We start from the raw sequence: 23,198 nt of genomic DNA on the forward strand, positions 1-23,198 counted from the left end.
CCTCAAGTTTCGATGACGAGACCGCCGCGCCGCTGCCGCTGCCAGAGCGCGATAAACTGCATCTCGGCCATCAGTCCGACAACAACAGCCTGTCCGATGACGAAGCCGTTTCCAAGAGCCGTCGGCTGGAGCCACGGCCCGATCAGGACGATCACACTCGCGACGACCCAACCGGCATTGGCCGAAACAATCGCCCAGACGACAGCCTGTGGCGGCACCTCGCGCGTCGCGGTCCATCCGACGAGGAGCACGAACGGTACCAGGATCAAACCAATGGCATGAAGGAATTGTTCCGGCAAACCCAGCGACTCTGCGAGCATATCAGCGCCCATGAGGAGTAACAGGGTGGATGCCGCAGACACAGCGGCATCCAGCATTATCAATCTCCGCACGGCTTCCGGCGATGAAAGGATCTTCATGGCTCTCTTCCTTTTTCCAACCGCACCTGCGGGGATCGCCGGTGCTGCGGACGGCACAATGAGCCAGCCGCGTGCGGCGGCTCAATTAACTGCGAGGTAATTGTTTCGCTTCCCGCCCGCTTCTAAGCTCCCCTCATGAACCAGCAAACCATGCCTGTCGGTGCCCAGCTCCGTGAGTGGCGCCAGCGCCGCCGAATGAGCCAGCTCACCCTTGCACTGGAGGCCAATATTTCCTCCAAGCATCTGAGCTTTGTTGAAACCGGTCGCGCCCAGCCAAGCCGTGAGATGATCCTGCATCTTTGCACCCGGCTGACCATTCCACCTCGCGAACAGAATATGCTGTTGCTTGCCGCCGGGTACGCGCCGCGCTTTCCAGCCCGGCCACTGGAGGACCCGTCCCTTGCCGCCGCCCGCATGGCGGTTGAGCTGGTCCTGGCCGGGCACGAACCCTTCCCCGCCTTAGCCGTCGACCGGCACTGGACACTCGTCAGTGCCAACCGGATGATCGGACCACTATTGGCTGGTGTCGGACCGGCCCTGCTGGAGCCACCGGTAAATGTATTGCGGCTCGCCCTGCATCCGGACGGATTGGCTCCGCAGATCCGGAACCTGACAGAATGGCGCCATCATGTGCTGGAGCGACTGCGCCAACAGATCGAGGCGAGTGCTGATGCAACCCTGATTGAGTTGATGGGCGAGCTGGAAAGCTACCCGGTCCCCGCCACACGTTTCCCCGCTTCCGCTCCGCCCGTGCATCAGACCGATTATGGCGGCGTCGCCATCCCGCTCCAGCTTGATACACCGGCCGGACTGCTCTCCCTGTTCGGAACGGTGACAGTCTTCGGCACCCCGATCGACGTCACCCTCTCCGAGCTTGCCATCGAGGCGTTTTTTCCCGCCGACGAGGCTTCGGCGGAAATTTTGAGAGCAATCGCCAAAACCACCTGAACCGCAGAGCCCTGACGGACGCCGAACCTGTTGACATGCGAAATGCCGCATGATGATTCCACATTCAATCCACACTTGTACCCACCTCAATTCATGATCAGGCCAACACGATGCAAACCTGGCGACCGTCACAAACCATTGAAGTCAAGGCGCTCGGCCTCGCGTGGCGGAACGGCCTGCTTCTCGCGTGTGAAATTCAGAATGACGATGGAAGCCTCAAAGGCGTGCGACCGCTTGGCGGGAGGTTGGAATTCGGAGAAAGCTGGCGAGACGCTCTGGTGCGGGAATTTGATGAAGAACTCGGGGTATCGGTTCAAGTCGCTGGAGCCCCGGTGATCCTGGAGAATATCTACACCCATCACGGCGTGGTCGGACATGAGGTCGCATTTGTGTCCAACATTACCTTCCCGGATGAAGCTTACAGCCATGATGGCCCGATTGAGTTTCTGGAAGATAACGGAGCGCCCTGTCGCGCAAACTGGTTCGATGTGAACACGCTGGATTGTGGCGGCCTGGAACTCTACCCAACCGGGTTAAAGACAGCCCTTCAAGAAGGCACGCTGAAGCCAGCTTGACGCACGGCTACATATTGCCGTTTGTGGACATCAACAAGCTCCCGAGTCTTTAGTAAACGTGATGATGCTCATGCTAAGGCAATGCCGCGTTCCAAGAATCGATGACGTAGCTGCTATGGAAGCGCCTGAGGCACCGGCACACACTTCATAGCGAGTGCTGTCGGGTATTCAGATCAAGCCCGCACGCTTGGCAAATGGATCATGGCCAGCGTCGTTATTCCAAATATATTCTGTGCCATAGGCCGTTTCAGCAGCTTTGTCGTTGCCATACAATTTTGCCAGAGCTGCGAGTGCCATATCCATTCCCGCAGACACACCAGAGGACGTAAAATACTTGCCGTCCTCCACCCACCTTGCCTGCTTGACCCACTCTACGCTTGGCGCGAGATGGACCGTTTGCAGGAAATCAAGTTTGTTGGTCGTCGCCCGCCGACCATCCAGGAGACCGGTCAAGCCCAAGAGTATAGTACCTGTGCAGACGGCCATAACGCACTCCGCATTTGTCGCAACGGCTCTAATCCACTCAAGCATTTCGGCATCTTCTCCTTCCGCCAATGCCGCATCCCCGCCGGGAATGAGCAAGAGACCATAGTCCGTTTTGTCAGCGAAGCACGTGTCGGGAACGATGTGCTGCCCATGCCGGCTCGGCACCGGAGTGTGACTTTTTGCGACCGTGGTAATTTTCAGCTCATAGGCGGGATCCCCCAGCATTTCGATAGGGCCAAAGAAATCAAGTGTCTGGAAACCCGGAAAAACAAGCGCGGCAAGCGTCTTCATCTCCTATCCTCCTAGTGTCTGGCACCCGGCCAAAAGAGCGACGAATTTGGGTGATATACTATGCACCTCACTTTTGGCATAAATGACAATATGACCACTTTTCATGCCAATTCTCATCGCACGGGCCGTTGCGCAAAAAGCGTCTTATTCGTCGTGTATCCCAACATCGTGCTGCTTGATCTGAGCGGCCCGCTCCAGGTGTTCACACACGCCCGGGAAACGCCCCAATCGGAACCGCATTACCGGACCTCCGTTGCCTCACTTGCCGGCGGGGCTGTATCGACAAACACCATCATTCGGATCGACAGTGATCCACTGGAAAACTGGCTTAACCAGAATACTGTTGTGTCCATTGACACGCTCGTAATCGTTGGCGGGGATGGTGCAATAGATGCCGCTCTTGATCCTGAAATGGTTAGCCAGGTAGCGCAGGTAGCCAGAAAAGCAACGCGGGTGTGTTCGGTGTGTTCTGGCGCTATCCTGCTTGCGGCAACCGGGCTGCTGGATGGGCGGCGCGCCGTGACGCACTGGGAAGACTGCGATCTGCTTGCCGCGCGATACCCGGCGGTCAATGTCGAAACCGACCCGATCTATGTGAAGGATGGTAACATCTGGACGTCGGCAGGCATTACAGCTGGCGTCGATATGGCCTTGGCGATTGTCCAAGAGGACCTCGGTGCGCAGGCTGCCATTGATATGGCGCGGTCACTTGTGACACCGATGATCCGCTCGGGCGGACAATCCCAATTTAGTGCGGACTTGATCAGGCAATCCTCCGACACCGATGGGCTATTCACCGAACTGCATCGCTGGCTTACGAATAATTTGGATCAACAAATTACAGTTGAGGTCATGGCAGGCAGGTGTGCGATGAGCCCGCGAACGTTCTCGCGCAGATACGTTGCAACAATGGGCGTGCCGCCTGCGAAAGCGGTCGAGGCAATGCGTGTCGAGGCAGCGAGGGACTTACTCGCGACAACTGATCACAGCATGAAATCAACCGCATTGAGGTGCGGTTTTCGCGATCAGGAACGCATGAGGCGGGCATTCCACAGGACACTCAATGTCTCTCCATCTCTCTACAAATCTCAATTCAGGCTCTGATCGAATTTGCCGTTCTTATCGTTTCTCCATCCGACTGGAGGCGGAGATAAGACGGCTTTAATTAAACGTAGGAAATGTCTGCACCGGCGCCCTACAATCTCGGCGGATTCAGCCACCTCCATTCAGTTAAGAATTGTGAAATATAACAATTTTTACGCGATACCTCATTTAACGAGGGGACGGCGCAACTGTTGACGCGACAACAAGAACTCTTCTCTGCTCAAGATCACGAACAACCGCTTTGGGTCGAGTATTGCCAGGATGAGGGCAGCCAAGCGTTCCGGAGTGACAGTCACCATTACACTGAATGGGCAACCGCTGCCTTCCGAACGCAAAAAACACGTCCGATATGATCGCCAACATAGGTATATGCAAAAGAACCAAATTGGCCGATTCATGTTTTGTTCTGAGCATGATAAAATTTGGTTATGCTTTCACTTGTTTACCTTCGTCTGCGCCTCATTGATACCGAGCGAAATCGTAACCGGGTTTACGAGCTTGAGATCGATCATGATCTATTTGGCGTCATTACAGTGACGGCACGGTTCGGCCGACATCGGGTCAGACTGCGGGATGTTGTTTCGATAGCTCGCAATCTCGATGACGCAAACTGCATCGCCGCTTGTGTTCTACGCCGGCGCCTATCCGCACGGAGGCGTCTCGGAAACGCTTATGTGCTCACGATGGCGGACGGAGACTGCGCGCCACTGGTAAGTCATTGGCATAAAGCAGGCGGTGCCGATCGGCGCGGGGCCATCATTTCGAGCATTAAGCAGCAAAAACCCTATGTCGCGCCGGTCGAACTACCGTTATTCGCCGCTTAGGGAATTCGGACTGCTTCTCATCCGGCAGTGCCGAATAGGTCATCAGGCTTCGCTGGGTGGGAAGCAGACGTTTGCTTAACCGCCTGCCAATTTCGATAAACAGTAGATGGCAAAACCTGAAGGCGTCCGAAAAACTCGGGGCTATTTTAAGCGAGGTTACATTGGAGGTGCTTTAGTCGTGCTTTCAGGAACAGCACTGATACGCGCATCCCAGATGTTGACAAGGAAGACGACACAACAAGGCTGATCTTCCGCTTTGGCGGCGACCGGCACCTGTACGGCGAGCATGTGGCCCGTGAATATCGACAGTCGGCCTTCGTCTGGCTCGGTTATATGCCCCGATCACCCATCGTCTTCAGGCCCTCCCATTGGAAGAACTTGAAGAAGGGTCCCAACTTGGTCGCTGCCTTACCTTGGATGAAGTATGTTTTGCCCCCCTTTAAATCGGTGTCCCGGTCCAAGATGGAGCACCGATCCCATCAACGTTGCGCGAAATGTCTCGTCGTTGTCGATATGCGCACAGCTTTCTGGATCGATCCTTTGAACCACGTGACTTGTCCAGAATTCCTACTCATCAGCTGCTTTGCGGTTCGCATCCGTTGCCGTTGCGAACAGCAGACCAGGATAGGGAATCAAGAAATCCACAATGTCGACGGGAACACGGCGTTTATGGGAAAATGACACCCCAACTCAAGATGGATTTCAGGCTGTAGCCGGAGGTCTTCCGGGATATAGAATTCTGACGGGTGCAAGCCGGTGTGCGCGAAAAACTTCATACAGTGCCGCACTGTCTTTCAGTGTCAGCAATTCATCACACCCTGTTGCCCGAAACCGAACGGACGCATGCGGTCAGGCCATTTGGTAACCATTGACGGAGAGACGGTTGAGCAGAGTCATCGGGACCCGCCAGGGTCGTGTAGTTGAGTGTATTAGACGGCTTCGGCGCCCTCGCCCAAATCAACCTGTCCAATCTCGATCGCTCCCAGCGAAGGCAGGTCTGTCAGACTACAGTTTGACGATGCCGGACCTGGACGGACTGGGGCTGGCACTTTGACCTGCTGACCGGTCCACCCGGCACCCTCGATGCTTCGAGTGCTGGCCGATGAAGTAGCGACCGCAATGGTGCGCGTGCGGAGATCGGGAGGCTGCCGCCTTTCTGACGATCAAGACTACGGGCGACAGCACGTCCTGTGCTGTCGCCACTTCAGCCTAATTCCGCTCGATAAAGAAAACGAGATTCTGGAAATCCTTACTCTGCAGCGGATTCAGGTACCTCAGCAGCACGTTTTGCGCATGGCTTTGCGGAAAGACGCACCGGCTAAATGCCTGCACCAAATTCAGTCCCAGTCATTATTCAGTCCCAGAGACTGCTGTGATACCGGCATTGTCGCTTCCTTCACGTGATGGGGCCGAGCCCCGGCGGTGTTACCCGCCGATGCCCGGTGTCGCTTCTTGCGGCGTCGAAGGCGCCCATTGGCTGACCCCCGGCTCCGTCCGGCCGTCCGGCCCGCTGAAGGAATCGAAGTTAAGTGTGTAAAGGGTTCGATATTGGTCGACCGTGATCTTGCCGGCATTTATGCCCGTCTGTGGTTTGTCGAGGAGAACCTTGCCGTCTGGACTATAGACGTCCAGCTGGAAGGTCAGATCATTCGGATCCTTGCTCGCATTGTAGTTATTGTCGATCACCGAGAGGACGTAGATGTACCCTTTCGTCTCGGTCGCCAGATCCAGGTATCTTAGTGTCCCCGTGGGGCTCTGATCACGCAGTTTCATCGTCGAGGACAGTTTCTGAAGGCGCATTTTCTGAGCCGCTTTGTCATATAAAGCATCGTATGTTTCGGCATTGACGTGGTCTTCAATCCGCCACTTGGTGCCGGGAGACTGCAGGGTGATGGTCAATTCGAAGGCCTGATAGAGATCCATGGCACCGGTCAGATCCCCATATTGGTCGGTTGCTGCCCGAACGTCGTAGACCGCCTTTGACTTGGTGTTCATTACGTACCAGAGAGCACCGGCCTTGGTGACCGAAACGGTGAAGTCCCCCGACTTCGTGTTGTCCTGTTCGACAGGCGCACCGGTCTTGGCCAGGCCAGCTTCGGACATCTTGTCGATCAGAGTTTGATCCACCTTTCCGTTGTCCAGATCCGACATGACCGTTTGTGCGCCAGACGAAGGATTTACTGTTACCTTCGGTGCCAACGACTCGTCGAAATTCTCCTGGAACTGGTTCATCAAATCCTGGCTGACAATCCGGTCGTCAAAATCCGTGGCGTAACCGGCCGCGTTTTCGATGATCAATGGCTCACCGCTAGAGAAGCTCGGCACCGGGTTGCCCATGGTGTCAAATGCCTGGATTCTCGGATGGTTGATGAAGATATTGCCAGTCTCAAGAACGAGAATCCTGCCATCCACAGTGACATTCATCGCTTGCGGTCCATCAAGCAGCCCCTGTCTGCCACCGAGTCCGGACAATGGCAACGCGAGGGGGGCCTTCTCCGGTTCCATTGCATTCGCAGGCAACTTCAGAACGAACAACTTGGCGTTTTTGTTGTCGAGTGCGATCGCGAAACCATTGGGATGCACCGCCGCTTCCTGGAAGGAATTTGACTCCCCCGAGCCAGAGCCGTGCGAGAAAATTCCCCAGATATTGGTCGACGCGCTATCAAACGTATACTCGCCCGGCGGCTTTCTAAGATCGACTCCCTTCAGATGGTACTGCGAAGACTTGCCCAACTTGCCTTTCGGCGCCGACTGAGGTTCGAAGATGAAGTTGCTCTGTCCAGGTACGGGATAATCATAGATCGACAGCTGGTTGATCATCTTCGAATCTTGCTGTGTCTGCGTCACACGAATTTCGTACAGCGGCGGGAGACCCGGCTCACCGATGGTCCAGTCTTTACCATCTTTAGTTGTTGAGATCACGGCATCGGCCGGCAGTGTTAGGCCGAAAGCCGCGAACTCGTCGGCCAGTTCCTTCGGCACAGGCCCGCCAGAGAGGTCCGACTGATAAGTGTCGGGCAAGTTGAAGAGCGGGGTGAGGCCAAACTGGTCAAAGGCGACGAAGCTCGGCGCCGTATAGCCGACCGTCGGAGTGTAGATCTGCTCTTGTGGTGAGCTCAGCGTCGATATGGACTGCGTCGCATACATTGCGTCCTCACTGACATCCGATGTCCCGGAAAAGGGCATGTTCTGACCGGACGCAAGATAGGAATACCCGAGTTGGAACTCGCGGTTATTGTGGATGATGTTCAGCAGTTGGCCTGTATTATTGCCTGACGGCGCCGAAACCGGATAGCTCTCCGGCAGCGGCGGTACACGTTGTTCACCGTGTTCATTAGTGTTGGCAACCCGCAACTCATAGAGTGTTTGCGTCACATCGATGTTGGAACCATTTGCGGTCAACACATAGACCGGTGGCTGGCCCGGAGGAGCAATTGTCCACTTCACCCCTTTGGTGACAACCGTAATATTTCCGCCGGTTGGCAGAATGTAGTTATTATCCTTGAATACTGTCTGCAGTGCGTCGTTAGGCGTGCCACCGTGGTCCAGAGTATTTGAGTAAGGGGCCGCCTTCATTGCAAACACTTTTCCGGAGAATATCATGTGCTGTTCGACCGTGAAATTGGCACCCGTCACGTAATCCACCAAGGTCCAATTTGTGCCCTTTGTCTGCGGATAGATCCAGGCGTCCGATGTAAGCGTATTGCCGTTTTCTTCGAAAGCCTTTTGGATAGCCTGGTCGGGCACACCACCCTTATCGAAGTCAGGGGTGAGGCTTGCGGCGACAGAGAAACTGATGTCAATCCAGAAATGCGTGTCGCCTTTTTCGTACTTCAACGCTCTTTTCTGGCTGTAGGTCGTCGTCGATGTCAACGGGACCAGGTTCTCCTTTATCGCGCCACTGACGGACATCGCATCGTTCGCATCCGGGATCGCTTTAACCCAGCCGCTTTCCCACTGTCCGGCAAGCCAGTTGGAGTCCGAGTAGACACGGAAGACTACATCGATGATTCCGCCTGACGGAATGTCCTTGAACTCGACAATCTGGTCACCCGCCTTTCCGCCATCAAGCGGGCCGACCATGGTATAGGTCGTCCCGCCCTGGCTGCCATAGACGCCGGGATACTTGACCTGACACATCCAATGATCCCCAACGACCGGCCAGACCGGATCGAAACCCTGCTTGCCATGTGCCGGATCCGGGCTGACCTGAACCGTCAGGTTCATGCTCCGCTGGATCTCGATGTCGAAGGTCGCCGGGGAATCGAAGAGTTCCGTCGTTGTTTCGACCAATGAGACAACGTCGATAGTGGTAGAAGCAATACGCAATGCCCAACCAATAACCGGAACTTCCTCGAGGACCTCTTCGGCGGTCATTTCTCCCGCCATCTCGGCAGCGGCCGCACCGTAACGTCTTGTATACGCCGTTTTTCTTACCTTCGCATCCAGAGCCCCAAACACCGCAGAGCAGGCAATGCTGGCCATAGACGAAAGGATCTTTTTTCCAACAGCATTCTTCGATTCGGCAATGCCCGTGATCAACGCTCCTATGCCAATATATCCCGCGACTGCATAAAAGCCGAAGCCCCACTTGCCCTGCAATTCTTTAACGAACGGACTTACGACATTCACTCCAAATGCCGTCTTGAGAGATGACAGGCCGACGCCGAGGACGCACGTTCCCATGGTTCCGGCAAGATTGACGGAGGCATTCCAGTCTTTCAACCCATGTAGGAAACCTAAACCGCCAAAGAGCAACTGCGCCTTGGAAGCCTTGTCGGGCCAGAGGAATTCCACATTGGTTATCTGGGTCAAAGCCGGAACCGACGCCCCCGCCACAGCGGCGCCGGGAGACAACCATGTCAAATAATTCTTGGTTTTGGAGCTCTGGATCATAGAATTGAAGAATGGCTCCGCATCATTGCCGGACGGCACCCTGTTATCCCAAGGCGTTGCTTCTGTGTCATCGCCAACCTTGGTCGACAGTTCCGATTGGGTAAGCGCGGTACCGTCTTCTTTGAAAAATTCAACGTAAACACCCAGATAGCGATTTGGACAGTTCTTCACCGGAACAGTGAGCGTCTTGGTCGAGTTGTCCCACTTCAGAGGATAAGTTTTGAGACCGTACATCGTTGTTTTATTCTTGGCCGAGAAGCCACTCGGACCACTATCGGGTGCAACAGCCTCGACGATGAATTGAGACTCTGCCCTTGCTTCAATGGCGTCGTCGGATACGGTCGGCTTTGAAGCTGAAGCGGTCGATCCTGTAGAGATATTAGTAACGCCCTGCTGCACATTCCAAAGCTGGCCAGCCAATGCAGGATTGTTCTTGGCATTCACCAAAGCTCCGCGCACCGTCGGCCCCGAGGCCTCTACAATGCCCTCGCACGGCTTTTTGGTCTGCGGCGGGTCGAACTCGTCGGTCAGATTGTAGAGAGGTATACCCGCCCCTGATCGGTCGGGCAGCTGCGGCCAGGACAGCTTTTCGCCCGTACGTGACTTGAGCTCAGTATTGGCCTCCGCGTTTACCCAGTTGATCTTTGAAGGATCGGTCTCACCTGGGTTGGAAGCCCATTTCGACCAACTCTTATTATACCAGGACGGCGTTCCGGTTATCGAATTCGGCAGATCCTCCAGGTATCCTACGAAATCCTGCATATCCTGGTTTTGCCTCGGATTAAGGCTGGTCTGTTTAACGATCTCCATCACGCCCGGCTCGACTGAAGAAAGCTCGGGGTGCTGGAGAACGATGGCGACGGCCGTCTCGTACGGTGTCATTACTCGGTTCCAGGCATCGATTGTGCTAGCCTGTTCCTCAGGAGCCAAGGCAGCGAACTCTGTTTCGTATTCGTCCGGGTCCACACCGAAATAAACAGCGTTCATATGCGCCCGCGGGGTGATACCCGCCTGCAACATCCGGCGCACGGCAATCTCCACATGATCCCGCGGAGTATGCAGGAAAACCCGCGCTATTTCTGGTAGCGGGTGGTCATCGAGTGACGGGAAAATGACCTTCCGGATCGTCGCTGCCTGTGTGCTCATCATCGCATCTTCGACGAAGTGCGTCAGCCTGCTCGCATGGCTATCGGGCACCTTCGCTAAGTGATCGTCCTTGTTGATATGCTCGTCGAGTTTGTTCGGATGGTCGGCATATCTATTCAACGTGAAACGGCGGCCACCGCCGGCAAGCAGGGTAAATTCATGCTCCTGCGAATGGTCGGAAAGGTCGAAATGCAGGGTGTGCGACTGAAGTTTGAGAGCCATGAGAATCTCACCTTGTCTTGTTGCAAATTATGATTTTTGAAAACCGGAAGAGCGTTCTGGCCGAACGATCAAACTGGGCAGTTGTAAGTGCCGTCGATAGCGGGAATGCACGACGGTGGAGCAGGAGGCTTAGACGGATGCAGCCATTCATCGAACGACAATTTGTTTTTAGTACAGGTCGTCGATTTCTCGCCGTTCGGGCAGATATTGCCGGGGCCATTCAACTGGTCCTGCGTCATATTGGTAAGACCGGCGAGGATGTTCTTGTACTCATATGCGCCCTCAGAACTCAATCTCTCGACCCGAAAGGCCCCGCCATAAACATCGAGGGAACCGTCTGCGTCCTGCAGTATATTGAAATAGACGTATTCTTTGTGAGTATTGAAAGGATCACGAGAATTGTTGTCTAAGACCCATCCGATCTGTTTGTTTTGATTTATCGAGTCTTTCAGGGGCTCAACTGTCGAGTGGTCGCTGATCGGTGAAGTGCTGGGGAAGGCCTTTGCCAGGTGGTACAGTGATTTGCGCACCACAATTTCTGTTTGGTTAATCGGGTTAAGCCAGAACGTAAGCTCCGCACTGTGTTTGTTTTGGGGGTTGACGAACTGCCAGTCAGAGGGCTGCGACGCTTTGGTGAGCGTCGTATTGACGCCAACTGATATCCCCACTTTTTTGAGCGCTTGCCGCAACTCCTTGCTGATCGGACTTATCGCGAGTTGGCTCTGCAGCGACAGCGGCAAGTAAGAAATTGGCGTTGGGTCTTTTTCTTTTAGCGTTGATTCTTTTTCTTTTGATTCTGATTCTGATTCTTTTGCCGGAGGTTGTTGGGGAATGGTGTATTTTGTTCCCTCGGCAACAGCCAAGGCCGGACGTTCTTCTGTTAAGTCGAAACCCGGCATGATGACGTATTGGCTGTAACCGTCATCCAACCGCCAGTAATCGACATAGCCCGTGACCGATAACTTGTCGTCACTAATCAGTGGGATGAGTTCATTGCCGAACTCTTTGCCGAACTCATTGATAATATCCTCAGTTGGTGGGTTGTCCCTGCTGAGGGCAGCTAGCTGCTCATTTGTGATTGTGATCGATCTGTCAAAAGACTGATTGTCGTTGAGTTCGGAGATAACCGAAACCGCTTCATCCGACGGAATTTTGAAGCGCCAGGCACCGGCTGCTATATTTTCCGGTTGACTGTCTTTCAGGTTGGAGATGCCGAAAACGGAATCGCTGAAATTTGCATCGGCGATCATCGCGCCATCGAAGTCGGCGCCCACCAGTGTAGCCTCGGTGAAGTCCGTGGTGCTCCCTGTCGAACTGATGCCAATGGTCACAGTATTGAATTGAGCATTCGACAGAATGGCGGAGCTAAATATCACCCCTTCCAGTGCGGAGGACGAAAAGATCTGATTGCTCAGGTTGGCGTTCGACAGATTCATGTCGCGCATCTGCGCACCGGAAATGCTGCTGCTCTCTTTTGTTGTCCCGTAGAATGCGGATCCGGAGGCATTGACCCCGATCAGGTTGGCGTAGCTAAAATTGGTATTGACCAGAAACGCCTTCGACAAGGCTGCTGGCATGACAGGGGTGCTAACCTCGATCGTAGACATTGTGTCGATTTTGACGACCTCGGCCCTGTAGGTGGTCGAGCTAGTCGTCGTGGTGATCGTCCACGCCTGATCTTTGTAACGGGACTTCGTAATTGTCACCGTTCCGGTCAGGTGAACTCCCTCTTCCCCGAATATCGAGACCACGGCGTCCGGGTCTGGTTCCTCCAGCGCTTTCAGCAGTTTCTTGTAGTCCGAGGACGGTTCCTCCTTCGAGGATGACTCCGCCGCCGAGGACGGTTCCTCCTTCGCCTCCGATGGCGGTTGGGTAAAGAAGAAGCACAAAGACAACGCGCCGAGCTGCGCCCCGGTTAGATCGCATCCCGCCAAAGAGGCATGCGTCAGGTTCGTGCCATGCAACGTCGCGGTTCCGGTGAACGATGCTTCATCCAGGGTTGCATATGAGAGGTCCGCACCGTCGAGTTTCGTTTTATCAAGCTTGCACCCGTTCATCTTGGCTTCGGTGAAGATTACCCCGCTGAGGTCATAGCCGGTCAGATCAAGATAGCGGATGTCAGCACCGGTGAAATTCGTTTCGCTACTGATAGTCAGAGAATTGGGATACACAGTTACCGAGGTCGTGTCGGCATTATGCAACGAGGCTTTGGTCAGGTCGGCGCCAGATAAATCAAGGCCACCGCGGCTTGGCGGGATCATTTTGGCCGTGATGTGGGCATTGCAAAGCGACGCGCCAGAGAAATCACAACCTGACAATCCAGTAGCATTCTTGACCGACCATTCATTCATTTTCGCCTTCTTGAATGAAGTACGGGCAACGAAGCTATCGGAGGACATGTCGGTCCCGACCGCCGACATGTTGTCGCAGGTGGCATCCGTCAGCTGGATAGATTTCATTTTTGCGCCGTCCAGATTAGCGCCCGTGAAATCTACATTTGCGCACCTTGCTCCTGGCAAGCTTGCACCGGAGAGATTGATGTTTGCGCACTTGGCATTGCTGAAAACAACGTTCTTTGGGAACGTGCAGTTTGAGAAATTCGCATTCTCAGCCGTGGCTCTCGAAAAACTTAAATTTACGGCTGTGCTCGCGGTGAGGTCGCTGCCCGAGATATCGACCCAGGTAAAATCGTGGCCAGGGTCATTAAATGATTTTCCTAATATTACTTCAACTCGGGGGGTGACGATAGTATACATGAAGTATGATACTTCGCTTGTTGGAACCCCCACCACTTTATTTGGGCTTTGGAAATAATTCCAGTTTGCCATTACTTTCGTGTCGCTTGAGTCTAATTCTTGGATGACACAGGGCGGGCTTTCCATCCAGTCCAGCTCTTGATCTTTTTGCGGGTTTATGTAGAAGACGGTCGCTTTCGTTCGATCCTCCTGCACCGCTTTGTAGGTTGGCAACCGTGGTTGGCCTGGCATCATAACTTCATAATCTTTGAAGTCGGAGCGCTCTACATATTTGCCATTCGCAGCCGATTGAATGACAACCCCGGAATCGTCGCCATAAAGATTAAAGCGATCACTCCCATCAGCCGGCGCATCCCCGGCGATCAGGTAACCCTCGCTGTCTGTCTGAACAACGGCGGTCCCTTTAGGAGTGGACTCGCAGCAATAATCGAAGATTAATTTCCCGTAAAAAGTGTATTCCATGATCTTTCCTTATTGCAGACAGTGATTGGCGCGTTTCGTGGCATACGTCGGAGGTGCGTTGCAGCGCTTTAGCTGAGATCAGACCGGATTTGCTCCGGTTCGGCCCTGGCCATATAAGCTGCAAGCCAGGCGATCATTGAGGTCCTGAACATCTTTGCCAAAGGGACACTGGCAATGACCTGGGCATTCAATCGCGTCGCGACGCGCATCGCATCGCGCCTGAGCTCATCTTCCCGGACACGCTCCAAAAGCCACCACCGTTCCTAGATTTTCTCTTTTTGATTGATGGAGCTTCACCGAGTTTGCCGCATGCAGCAATCATATGTGCCATGGCTACCCGGGGGCGCGCACCCGAAAGAGCTCTGATTGCCTTAGTGGAAGAAAACAGCATCTGACACATCCTTACCGTTAACGTATAGAAGGCTAATGCTTCCCGATCTGGGATCCGGAGTTTTTCCGGAAGCGCCAGTTGGGCCTCTATCGCTATCGCCAGCAAAAACAGGCAGTTCGTTTGAAAAATACGTATCATTCTGCGCCAAACGGCCAGATTTCCCACCGAGACCACCTTCGGCGCCTGCGCCGGCAGTTCCTCGCTTCACGGCGCTTGCTTCAATGCCTGGGGACCCGTGCCTGCAGCTTATGTAAATATTGCCAGCATTTCCGGGCCTGCCACCGTCACCCCCAGCGCCCCCAGCGCCGCCCGCCCCAGGACGACCGCCTTTACCGCTACTGGAATGTTGGTTTGGACTCCCGCTGCCGCCTGCATCCTGACCGATGCCGCCCATACCGCCTGTCTGGCCGCCGCCACCATCGCCACCGGAAGTTTTTATTTGCCAGTCACCTTCCATTCTATCGGCGCTGATGGTGAAGTCGCTTCCGTTGCCGCCATCACCACCATTGGCTCCGTCAGTGCCGGGCAATCCGGTGTGACCGTCGTCGGGGGGGGTGGCCGGGAGGCCGCCATTATAGGCACCTGCAGCGGGAGGAGGCGGTTTAGAAGAGTAGTCCGCCCCGTTAGCCCCACTTGTGTCGATTTCTATCACGATGCTGGAGTCGATTGCTGTCATGTTGCTTGTCCTTGTTCGGCCGGATTTCCGGTCGGTGCCGTCGCACCGGATCATGTTCTGAACTGTGAGGTTTCCGTTGGCTGTTGCCTTTATCCGGCCGCCCTCACAGATATTCAGTGTGCCGATATTGCCCCCCCGACACCGTCTCAACCGGAAATGGGCTGCTGCTCCCATTGATGCAGATGTTCCGGACCGCATAGACGGTGAATGTCGTCGGGAAGCGATGCTTTTTCGATCGCATTCTTCCAATGCAGCACGCGCGCTGGGGTGCGTAGATCCAAGCCCATATCGCCTTGTCGAGCATTCTGTTTCGTGCGCCCCGGGATCGGCATTTGTCATATATGCCGGGGTTATTTGGGCGCTCCCGCGAAAGCTCTGATTGCCTTGCCTGCATCTACCGGACCAGCCGCAAGACGTCTTGAACTGTGTTAAGGTAGAAAAAGCCGCTGCCTCCAATCGAAGGCGTGCCTGTTTTTCCTGAGGTGCCGGCTGGGCCAACCATTTTAACACCATCAGAGATTGTGTTGTGGTCTCTTGTGACGCCAATGGCATGTGCCCCGCATTTGCCACCCTGACCACCTGGACCGCCATTTGCGCCGGCGCCGGCAATGCCGCCGTTCAGCAACACTTTGCTGAACGTTGGGGATCCGAGCCTGTAAGTTACGTAAATATTGCCAGCATTTCCGGGCTTGCCGCCGTCGCCGCCAGCGCCACCAGCGCCGCCGCCGCCGCCGTATCCGCCAATCCCATCCTCCACGCTACCATCACCTGCATTCTGACCAACTCCGCCCGTACCGCCTGTCTGGCCGCTACCACCATTGCCACCGGAAGTGTCTATCTGCCAGTCACCGTGCATTTGCCCGGCATTGAAGGTGAAATCGTTTCCGTTGCCACCATCGCCGCCATTGGCTCCGTCAGTGCCGGGTAATCCGGCGTGACCGTCTTCACCTTTTCCGGCATTGACATCGCTCTTTCCTTTGGCAGCTGGCCGGCCATTGTTGTAGGCCCCGGCAGGGGGAGGAGGCGGTTTAGAAGAGTAGTCCGCCCCGTTAGCCCCACTTGCGTTGATTACTGTCATGTTGCCTGTCCTTATTCAGCCGGATTTGCAGTCGGTGCCGTCGCACCGGGATCGGCATCAGTCATATATGCCGGGATTATTGCGGGCGTTCCCGCGAGAGCTCTGATTGCCATACCTGCATCTACCGGAGCTGCTGCAAGCCGTTTCAAACAATGTTAAGGTTAAAAACGCCGCTACCTCCAACCGAGGGCGTGGCAGGCTTTCCCTGGGCGCCGGCTGGGCCAATCATTGATTCACCGGAAGGGGTGTAGAGTCTTTCGTTCGAAACACTCGAGCTGCCACCTTCACCGCCGCGACCACCATTGGCGCCAGCGCCGGCAGTACCGCCGGTTAGCGACACTTTGCTGAACGTTGGGAAGCCGTGCCTGTAGGTTACGTAGATATTGCCCGCGTTGCCGGGCTTGCCACCGTCACCTCCAGCGCCACCAGCGCCGCCCGCCCCTCCGAGACCGCCATCTCCCGCTCGGCAGTAATTGCTTGATTCTCCGTAATGACCTCCATTCTGACCGACGCCCCCCATACCGCCTGTCTGGCCGCCGCCACCATGGCCACCGGAAGTGTCTATCTGCCAGTCACCTTTCACCTCATCGGCGCTGAAGGTGAAATCGCTTCCGTTGCCGCCATCGCCACCATTTGCTCCATCAGTGCCGGGCAATCCGGTGTGACCGTCTTCGCCGTTTCCGGCCGGGACACCACATGACTTGCCATGGTCTTGCGCCGGCGTTCCTGAGGCGGCTGGCCGGCCGTTGTCGTACGCACCGGCAGCTGGAGGAGGAGGCTGAGAAGAGTGGTCCACCCCGTCAGCCCCACTTGTGTCGATTTCTCTCATGCCGCTTGTCCTTATTCAGCAGGATTTGCAGTCTGAGCCGTCGCACCGGATCATCTTCTGCACTGTGAGGTTTCCGTTGGCTGTTGCCTTTATCCAGCCGCCCTCACAGACCTTCAGCGTGCCGATATTGCCGCCCGACACCGACTCGATCAGAAGCGGGCTGTTACTCGCATTGATGCAGATGTTCTGGACCGCATAGACGGTGAATGTCGTCGGGAAGCGATGCTTTTCGATCGCATTCTTCCAATGCAGCACGCGCGCCGAGTTGCCGTAGATGTAAGCCCGCATCGCCATGTCGAGCGTTCTGTTCTGCTCGGCACCCAACGCCCCGGGATCGGCCTTCTCGATCTCGCTCGGATCAATCGCCGGAAGGTCGTGATGCTCCGACATCTTTCCAGAGGTGAAGCATTCGTCCGCATTGCCGGCGAGCCATTTGATCTCGTCGACGTTAAGGATCGTCAAGTTATGCGTCGGAATGGTCGACCGCTCAGGATCGCTGGAAATAATGACCGGCCCCTGGTGCGTTGCCGGAGAAATTTCCGCCACCACCTTTGACGGGTCTATCTGCAGCTGCTTGAGGCGAACATAGAACGCTTCTTGCTGCTCCGATGTGAGGTTGCTGAGCGACAAATCGCCCTTGCCGGCGAGCCGATGGATTCTGTCGGCGCCGATGGTCGCCACATGATGCTGCGGAATTGTCGACCGCTCAGGATCGCTGGAAACGGCGACCGGCCTCCGGTGCAACGCCGGAGAAAACTCCGCCACATCCATTGACGGGGCTATCTGCAAGGCTTCCAGAGGAACGTAGACCGCCCCTTGCTGCTCCGATGCGAGATTACTGAGTGACATACCGTCGTCCCTTCCTGTTTTACCGGCAGCAAACAAAGCACCCGCTCCATAGCGCCCGCTTCTCATTGCTACATTTCTTTTTGGCAATTACTTTTAGTTGCATTACGTTAGAATTCTAATTTTTATCCACCCGCATTTGTAGGTGCATATTTTGAAACCAACTGATCCTTTTTGTCGTAAAGCCGTATTATTTTAAAGTCAATAAAAAAATTATGATTTTCTTTGTGTTTTCTCGTGATTTTCATATTAATCTTGATGTAACGTCTGAAATGAAACGTGCGAACGCCGCTTGTTGAGGGCCCTATTCTCCAAAATAGAATTCGGCAAGGAAGAGACTGTTTGAGGGGAGTAAACGGGTATTACATGGCGTGTGATATTCTATTAGTAGTCTGATTTTAATAAATTATTTATATTTCTTCTTCGATCTTTTTGCGACAGATCCCAAGGTCTTCACCACACAAAAAAGCTGTGTTTCCGGCGGCACGGCATGGCATTCACCAAGCCACCAGAAAGTCTCGTCATTCCATGGCACAGCCAGCAAAAGAGTGGATATCCCAGATCAATCAATTGCGCGGCGGCCACGGTCTTTAGGTAGGATCCCCAAAGTCGATCAATTCAAAAAACCATGATTGCGGATACCAAATGTTACAAAACGATACTCGTAATACGTGATTATAACCATTTTCCGGAGATATTTTGTAATGTGTGACTGGAACTGAAGCGCGCGGCCAAGCCGAAGCGTGCCCCTCCACACCTAAAGCAGATCTATCGCGTAGACTGTCAAAGCGATTCGGGAGGGGGCATGACGTGCTGTTGAAAGGTCTCTTATGGCGGCGCGCCGTGCATGAGTTTTCGGATCGGGAACTTCAGCCAGCCGTACATTTTCGCAAGCGCTCGCAGTGCGTCACCGCCAGGCAACTCCAAGAAATATCAGCATGCTCGAAGAAGCTTTGTGGGGGGCCTATGCCTTGCCCACAGCGATCACGCCACCGCACTGCGTCAGGGCTGCGCCGCTTCAGCAATGGCTTGCTGACAGTCAAGTCAGCGCCATCGGGCCAGACGAAGAACTGAACAGGGGACTAGCGCGCGTCGCCCTCAATCTGGCCTCACTCATGCACAACGTCGCCAGCGTGCATGCCCGCGAGACTTTCCCTCCGGCAATCCTGGATCAATTCAAAGGATTCTCACACCGTGAGCTCATCGCCCACCAGCACTGACTGGCCGTCGATCTCCAGTGTAGCGCCGGTGTGGATCACATCAATATGGCAGGGTGCCTTTAACGTAGCGGCCATTAACATAATTGCTGCCTATTCAATCAACTCGAAATCCGAGCCTACCGAGATCCTCGAGACTGGTCGCATATGTTCGCGCTTTCGAGTTCAGGCCCAATGGTCGTTGAAGCACGCAAGCGTCGTGTTCAAGTAGTCCGCCGATTTGCCATCCTTGTCTTTGATCATTTCGCCGTTCTTAACCTCAACTACAATCGGATTATCGCGCAGAACACCGAATCCCATGAGCCGGATGTTGCCTACAATCGTACAGGCACAGAGCTTGATCTGTCGCGTAATTGTAAATTCGTGAACGGCCACCTTGGGTCGTTGCTAGTCGAATGGCCACCCGGCGCCGGGGGGAATGATCACTCGCCGCAACTGCCGAGGACGCCACTAGGAGAAACCGAAGGATTCCGGGAATTATGGTTTCCGCTGGCGGCAGAAACGTATGAGCTTAGGCTCGTTGATTAGGAAGCTGCTTGACTGGAATCGAGGGAAGGATCTGTTACCGCGGCAACGAACTCCTCGCCGAAATGCGTTAGCCCCCAACCACTGTCATGTCTCTTGATAAGCGCCAAGCGTTCAAGGTGTTCGTAGTGCGCATCTGTTTCCTCTCCCACCACGATGGAAAGACCGAAGCCGATAACGGAAATAGACGCGAAAAGCTTCTTCGCGGAAATCTTGATACTCGCGTCTGAGTGACGTTCAGCTACCTTAGATAAAACAATCGCATCCTCTGCACTCAGACGTACTAATATCTTAGGGAATTCTGGGTGCACGCCACCCGCAGATATCTCGTTCGCGATCAAGTTCGCCCATATGTCCCGAAGGTTTTCATCGCTCTCTACGGATGCTTCTTCGATGGCGGATACTAGCACCCGGGCAGATGGTGGGATCCTTCTTGAAGCGTCAATGTGTTGAGTTTTTAGCCGGGCTCGCTGAACGGCATCGGCAGCAAAAACCTTCTGAACATCGATCATCGCATCGAATTTTGCCTGTATCAGCCCGCCTAGTCCGGATGTTGTCTTAGTGATCGGCGAAATTAGGTCAGTGAATGTATCGCAGGCTGTATCAATCGCTTTCTTCCATCCCTCTTTGGGAATGGCCTGCGCAACCTTTCCGATACCAGCGACATCGAGGTCACCATTGGAGTTAGTCACGGCCTACCTCCCCCGTCATATTGGGAAACCATAGCTCCAACTAAAGACGACTGACACACTATAGGCAGAACAGTGGTCCTTGGCACGCCCTAGCACGGGGGGCTAAACGGTCGCGTTCAGCGTTCGATAAACCCTCACCAAGGCATCCTTGAATTTGGAACTCTCGTAGCTTCTAAATGTCCGCTTCGGGTCGCTGCCGGCCGAATAGGCCATCAGGCTCTACAGGGTGGGAAGCAGACGGTCGCTGCCCACAATGCCGCCTCACTACTTTGCCGACGTCGTGCTCTTGCATGGCCGGGTAGATTTGGTGCCTTATATATGGTGATGAATGAGAACGAGATTATCGAGGCGATCCAGTCGGCAATCCCAAATGTTGACCCATATGGCTTGATACCGAGCAGACCGATCAAAGAGCTTTCGGAACTGCTCCGTAAGTCGGGCAAGTACGACGAATTTGATGACAATCGCATTCATAGGATTGGCACTTCAGGCTCGTCCTGGATGATCGAAGAGTTTGTTCAAGGGGTGGTCAGTCGTGCCGCCATGGTGGGCGCAGAGGCCGCTTTGAACGAGGTACACAGCTACCAAGCCGCTGATCGGGTCCAACTGCATCGTGTCCTCCTGCTTCATGATGTTCACATTGATGAAGCCTTCACGTTCTCGAACGGGGTCAATCTAGTTGATCTTCACGAACTGCCAGACTCACCGCTGCGGGATAGTCTGATCCGTCAGCGCTGGAGCATGCAAATGGGCTGGCGTATTGACGCCGTTATGACCACAGACTTCACAGTCAAGAAGGATATTCGCGCGCAAGATGAGCATCGAGCAAACGACAGGTCTACCGTGAAAGAAGAGACCGCGCTCACAGAATTGCTGGACGACACGAGGCTGCTTTTGTCCCTTGCCAGACCCGCTGACTACGGTCTTCCTGTTGTGGCAGCGGCCACCCTTGTTCCAGTCCAGTTGAGCTTTGTTCAGAAAGGACTTGGCTACAGCCCTTTTGCCGAGCCCCTCACGACTATTGGCCCTGAGATTATAGGCATAGAAGCGCGTAATGCCGAAAAGTTGATAGCGGCTTTTGGGGGCCTCGACGAGGAAACAAAGGCAAGAATGCGGATCGCGCTTAAACGCCTCAACGATACCAAGATCGATCCGGATTGGGCAAACAAAGCCATCAATCTTAGAATTTGCTTAGAAAACATCTTCCTCAATCCAGAGGAAGGAAGTCAGATTGCAAGGCGCATCTCGGAGCGTGCACCGGGGCACACTGGGTTCAGCAAAACGCGCGCGAGAAAGGTCTATAATTTCTTGTCGAAGGCTGTTCATACCGGCGAAACGCAGCAGCATCCTGAAATCAATGAGAAAATAATTGCTCGCGAGATACAGCAAGTCTTGCGTCAAATCATTCACGATGGTGCCTATCCGATTTGGCCCGATACAAATCGCGATTGTCAGTCGAAAATGTCCAGTTGGCTCAATCAGATATTACGGAGGGTGGGCATCGAGCCCAACTCCTGAAAATCGAAGATAGGTTCAGGACAATTGGACCATTAAACACCGAAGCCGGTAATGCACTCGCCCTTTTCATTGCATTGCCGCTGGTGTCACTTGAATACGCCAAGCTGAACTAGCGAGCGAGAATGTCGCACAATCGAAACGACCGCTTTGGGTCGCCTGTTGCCAGGATGAACGCAAAGGCATTGAATTCCGTGTCAGGAGGGATGGAGCATTCTTTTGAGAGGATGCGACGATGCTTACTGACCCTGATGGTTTTGAAAGTTCCGCACTGCGTACCCCCTGGAACAAGGGAAGACTGGTCGGCCAGAACCAGAAGCGGCCGCACAAGCCGAAGGATGTCTGGTCAATCCGGGTGAGGCTTGAGATAGCGGGGAGCCTGCGCGACCTCGCTTTGTTCAATCTCGCTATCGACAGCAAGCTGCGGGCCTGCGACCTGGTGAGCCTGCGGGTTGATGATATTCTTTCCGACGGCCGTATTCGCGAGCGCACGACAGTTGTTCAACAGAAGACCGCACGTCCGGTTCAATTTGAGATGACAGCAGCAACCCGGAATGCATTGGCCGCGTGGATAGATCAATCAGGACGACGTCCCGGCGGCTATCTCTTTGTCAGCCGGCTCCGTAAGAGCCCTCACTTGTCGACGCGCCAATACGCCCGGATTGTACATGGCTGGGTCGAGAGCGCAGGTCTCGATAGCTCGGCTTAGGGGACTCACACCATGCGCCGGACCAAATCGGCTCAGATTTACCGGAAGACTGGTAACTTACGCGCCGTTCAGCTTCTCCTCGGTCACACGAAGCTTGAGAGCACGGTGCGCTACCTTGGTATAGAGGTCGAAGACGCATTGGCGATATCCGAGCAAGTCGAACTATGACTATGACCGTCACTGGCTAGACCACAGGCGACGGTTATCGTTCTGCAGGTGCATGACAATGAGGTGGTCTCGGAGAGGTATCCTGAGACCACCGATCAATTGCATCGCGGACAGTGGTCAAACGAGGCAATCACTGAATTTATCCTGCAAATGTCAAACATTACCAATTTGCCGGATAAGTTGTTATTTTACATATGGTTAAGGGGCCTTTTTCTGAAGATATCAATTGAGCGGTATTTCGTGTGCCGAGCAAACATTCAGGAATATCGATGGGCACTTTGGGATGCCAAAGGCCGAAAAGGCCATCAGGCTCTGCTGGGGAGGGTAAAGCCGTCATGGATGGGCCCCATGCGAGAAACTAGTTTGGCTCGGATCCGGGCGGTCAGGCTGCATGCATTTTTATTCTTTTTTGTTCCCATGTGC

General features: G+C 54.5%; 16 protein-coding genes and 1 pseudogene. 9 read left to right on the top strand and 8 right to left on the bottom strand.

The features are described 5' to 3' along the window. Positions 1 to 2 precede the first annotated feature (2 nt). Positions 3 to 419, bottom strand: coding sequence for a hypothetical protein (locus ABJ076_RS08150; protein ID WP_348193666.1), 417 nt, complete (start codon positions 417 to 419; stop codon positions 3 to 5). A 135-nt stretch (positions 420 to 554) separates the two neighbouring features. Here ABJ076_RS08150 and ABJ076_RS08155 point away from each other — a divergent pair, with 135 nt between their 5' ends. After that, positions 555 to 1,367, top strand: a complete 813-nt coding sequence (locus ABJ076_RS08155) for a helix-turn-helix transcriptional regulator (RefSeq protein WP_348193664.1) — start codon at positions 555 to 557, stop codon at positions 1,365 to 1,367. 110 nt (positions 1,368 to 1,477) lie between these two features. Continuing rightward, complete coding sequence (locus ABJ076_RS08160; RefSeq protein ID WP_348193663.1) at positions 1,478 to 1,942, top strand: NUDIX domain-containing protein; 465 nt, start codon at positions 1,478 to 1,480, stop codon at positions 1,940 to 1,942. A 168-nt stretch (positions 1,943 to 2,110) separates the two neighbouring features. On the opposite strand, the gene ABJ076_RS08165 is transcribed toward ABJ076_RS08160, so the two are convergent. Next, entirely contained in the window at positions 2,111 to 2,719 is a 609-nt protein-coding gene (locus ABJ076_RS08165; RefSeq protein ID WP_348193661.1) for a DJ-1/PfpI family protein, read from the bottom strand. A 60-nt stretch (positions 2,720 to 2,779) separates the two neighbouring features. On the opposite strand from ABJ076_RS08165, the gene ABJ076_RS08170 reads away from it, so the two are divergent. Next, on the top strand, positions 2,780 to 3,823 hold the full coding sequence (locus ABJ076_RS08170; RefSeq protein ID WP_348193659.1) for a GlxA family transcriptional regulator: 1,044 nt from the start codon (positions 2,780 to 2,782) through the stop codon (positions 3,821 to 3,823). Positions 3,824 to 4,251: 428 nt separating this feature from the next. Beyond that, positions 4,252 to 4,647 carry a WGR domain-containing protein gene (locus ABJ076_RS08175; RefSeq protein WP_348193657.1) on the top strand — a complete coding sequence of 132 codons (396 nt, stop codon included), beginning with the start codon at positions 4,252 to 4,254 and terminating at the stop codon, positions 4,645 to 4,647. 1,425 nt (positions 4,648 to 6,072) lie between these two features. On the opposite strand, the gene ABJ076_RS08180 is transcribed toward ABJ076_RS08175, so the two are convergent. Both ABJ076_RS08180 and ABJ076_RS08185 read right to left on the bottom strand, forming a co-directional pair. Next, positions 6,073 to 10,509 (bottom strand): hypothetical protein, encoded by a 4,437-nt coding sequence (locus tag ABJ076_RS08180; RefSeq protein ID WP_348208863.1) that lies wholly within the window; start codon positions 10,507 to 10,509, stop codon positions 6,073 to 6,075. Positions 10,510 to 10,979: 470 nt separating this feature from the next. Next, positions 10,980 to 14,129, bottom strand: coding sequence for a pentapeptide repeat-containing protein (locus ABJ076_RS08185; RefSeq protein ID WP_348193653.1), 3,150 nt, complete (start codon positions 14,127 to 14,129; stop codon positions 10,980 to 10,982). Between the two features lie 734 nt (positions 14,130 to 14,863). Between ABJ076_RS08185 and ABJ076_RS08190 the strand changes: the two genes are divergently transcribed. Continuing rightward, positions 14,864 to 15,373 (top strand): hypothetical protein, encoded by a 510-nt coding sequence (locus tag ABJ076_RS08190; protein WP_348193651.1) that lies wholly within the window; start codon positions 14,864 to 14,866, stop codon positions 15,371 to 15,373. A 217-nt stretch (positions 15,374 to 15,590) separates the two neighbouring features. Here ABJ076_RS08190 and ABJ076_RS08195 read toward each other — a convergent pair whose 3' ends face one another. The 3 genes from ABJ076_RS08195 to ABJ076_RS08205 all read right to left on the bottom strand — a co-directional run bounded on the left by ABJ076_RS08195 (position 15,591) and on the right by ABJ076_RS08205 (position 17,952). Further along, entirely contained in the window at positions 15,591 to 16,274 is a 684-nt protein-coding gene (locus tag ABJ076_RS08195) for a hypothetical protein (RefSeq protein ID WP_348193649.1), read from the bottom strand. Between the two features lie 145 nt (positions 16,275 to 16,419). Next, complete coding sequence (locus ABJ076_RS08200; protein WP_348193647.1) at positions 16,420 to 17,103, bottom strand: hypothetical protein; 684 nt, start codon at positions 17,101 to 17,103, stop codon at positions 16,420 to 16,422. Positions 17,104 to 17,118: 15 nt separating this feature from the next. Continuing rightward, positions 17,119 to 17,952, bottom strand: a complete 834-nt coding sequence (locus ABJ076_RS08205) for a hypothetical protein (RefSeq protein ID WP_348193645.1) — start codon at positions 17,950 to 17,952, stop codon at positions 17,119 to 17,121. Positions 17,953 to 18,887: 935 nt separating this feature from the next. On the opposite strand from ABJ076_RS08205, the gene ABJ076_RS08210 reads away from it, so the two are divergent. Continuing rightward, on the top strand, positions 18,888 to 19,169 hold the full coding sequence (locus tag ABJ076_RS08210; protein WP_348193643.1) for a hypothetical protein: 282 nt from the start codon (positions 18,888 to 18,890) through the stop codon (positions 19,167 to 19,169). 171 nt (positions 19,170 to 19,340) lie between these two features. Next, positions 19,341 to 19,694: a hypothetical protein gene (locus ABJ076_RS08215; RefSeq protein ID WP_348193641.1), complete on the top strand. Its 354-nt coding sequence runs from the start codon at positions 19,341 to 19,343 to the stop codon at positions 19,692 to 19,694. Here the strand turns inward: ABJ076_RS08215 and ABJ076_RS08220 are convergent. Further along, complete coding sequence (locus ABJ076_RS08220) at positions 19,691 to 20,383, bottom strand: Abi-alpha family protein (protein WP_348193639.1); 693 nt, start codon at positions 20,381 to 20,383, stop codon at positions 19,691 to 19,693. The genes ABJ076_RS08215 and ABJ076_RS08220 overlap by 4 nt on opposite strands. A 318-nt stretch (positions 20,384 to 20,701) precedes the next feature. Between ABJ076_RS08220 and ABJ076_RS08225 the strand changes: the two genes are divergently transcribed. Both ABJ076_RS08225 and ABJ076_RS08230 read left to right on the top strand, forming a co-directional pair. Beyond that, positions 20,702 to 21,901 (top strand): hypothetical protein, encoded by a 1,200-nt coding sequence (locus ABJ076_RS08225; protein WP_348193637.1) that lies wholly within the window; start codon positions 20,702 to 20,704, stop codon positions 21,899 to 21,901. Between the two features lie 232 nt (positions 21,902 to 22,133). Beyond that, a pseudogene (locus ABJ076_RS08230) lies at positions 22,134 to 22,775 on the top strand (tyrosine-type recombinase/integrase). The last annotated feature ends 423 nt before the right edge of the window (positions 22,776 to 23,198 follow it).

Source organism: Nisaea sp., assembly GCF_039990255.1.
Lineage (GTDB): Bacteria > Pseudomonadota > Alphaproteobacteria > Thalassobaculales > Thalassobaculaceae > Nisaea.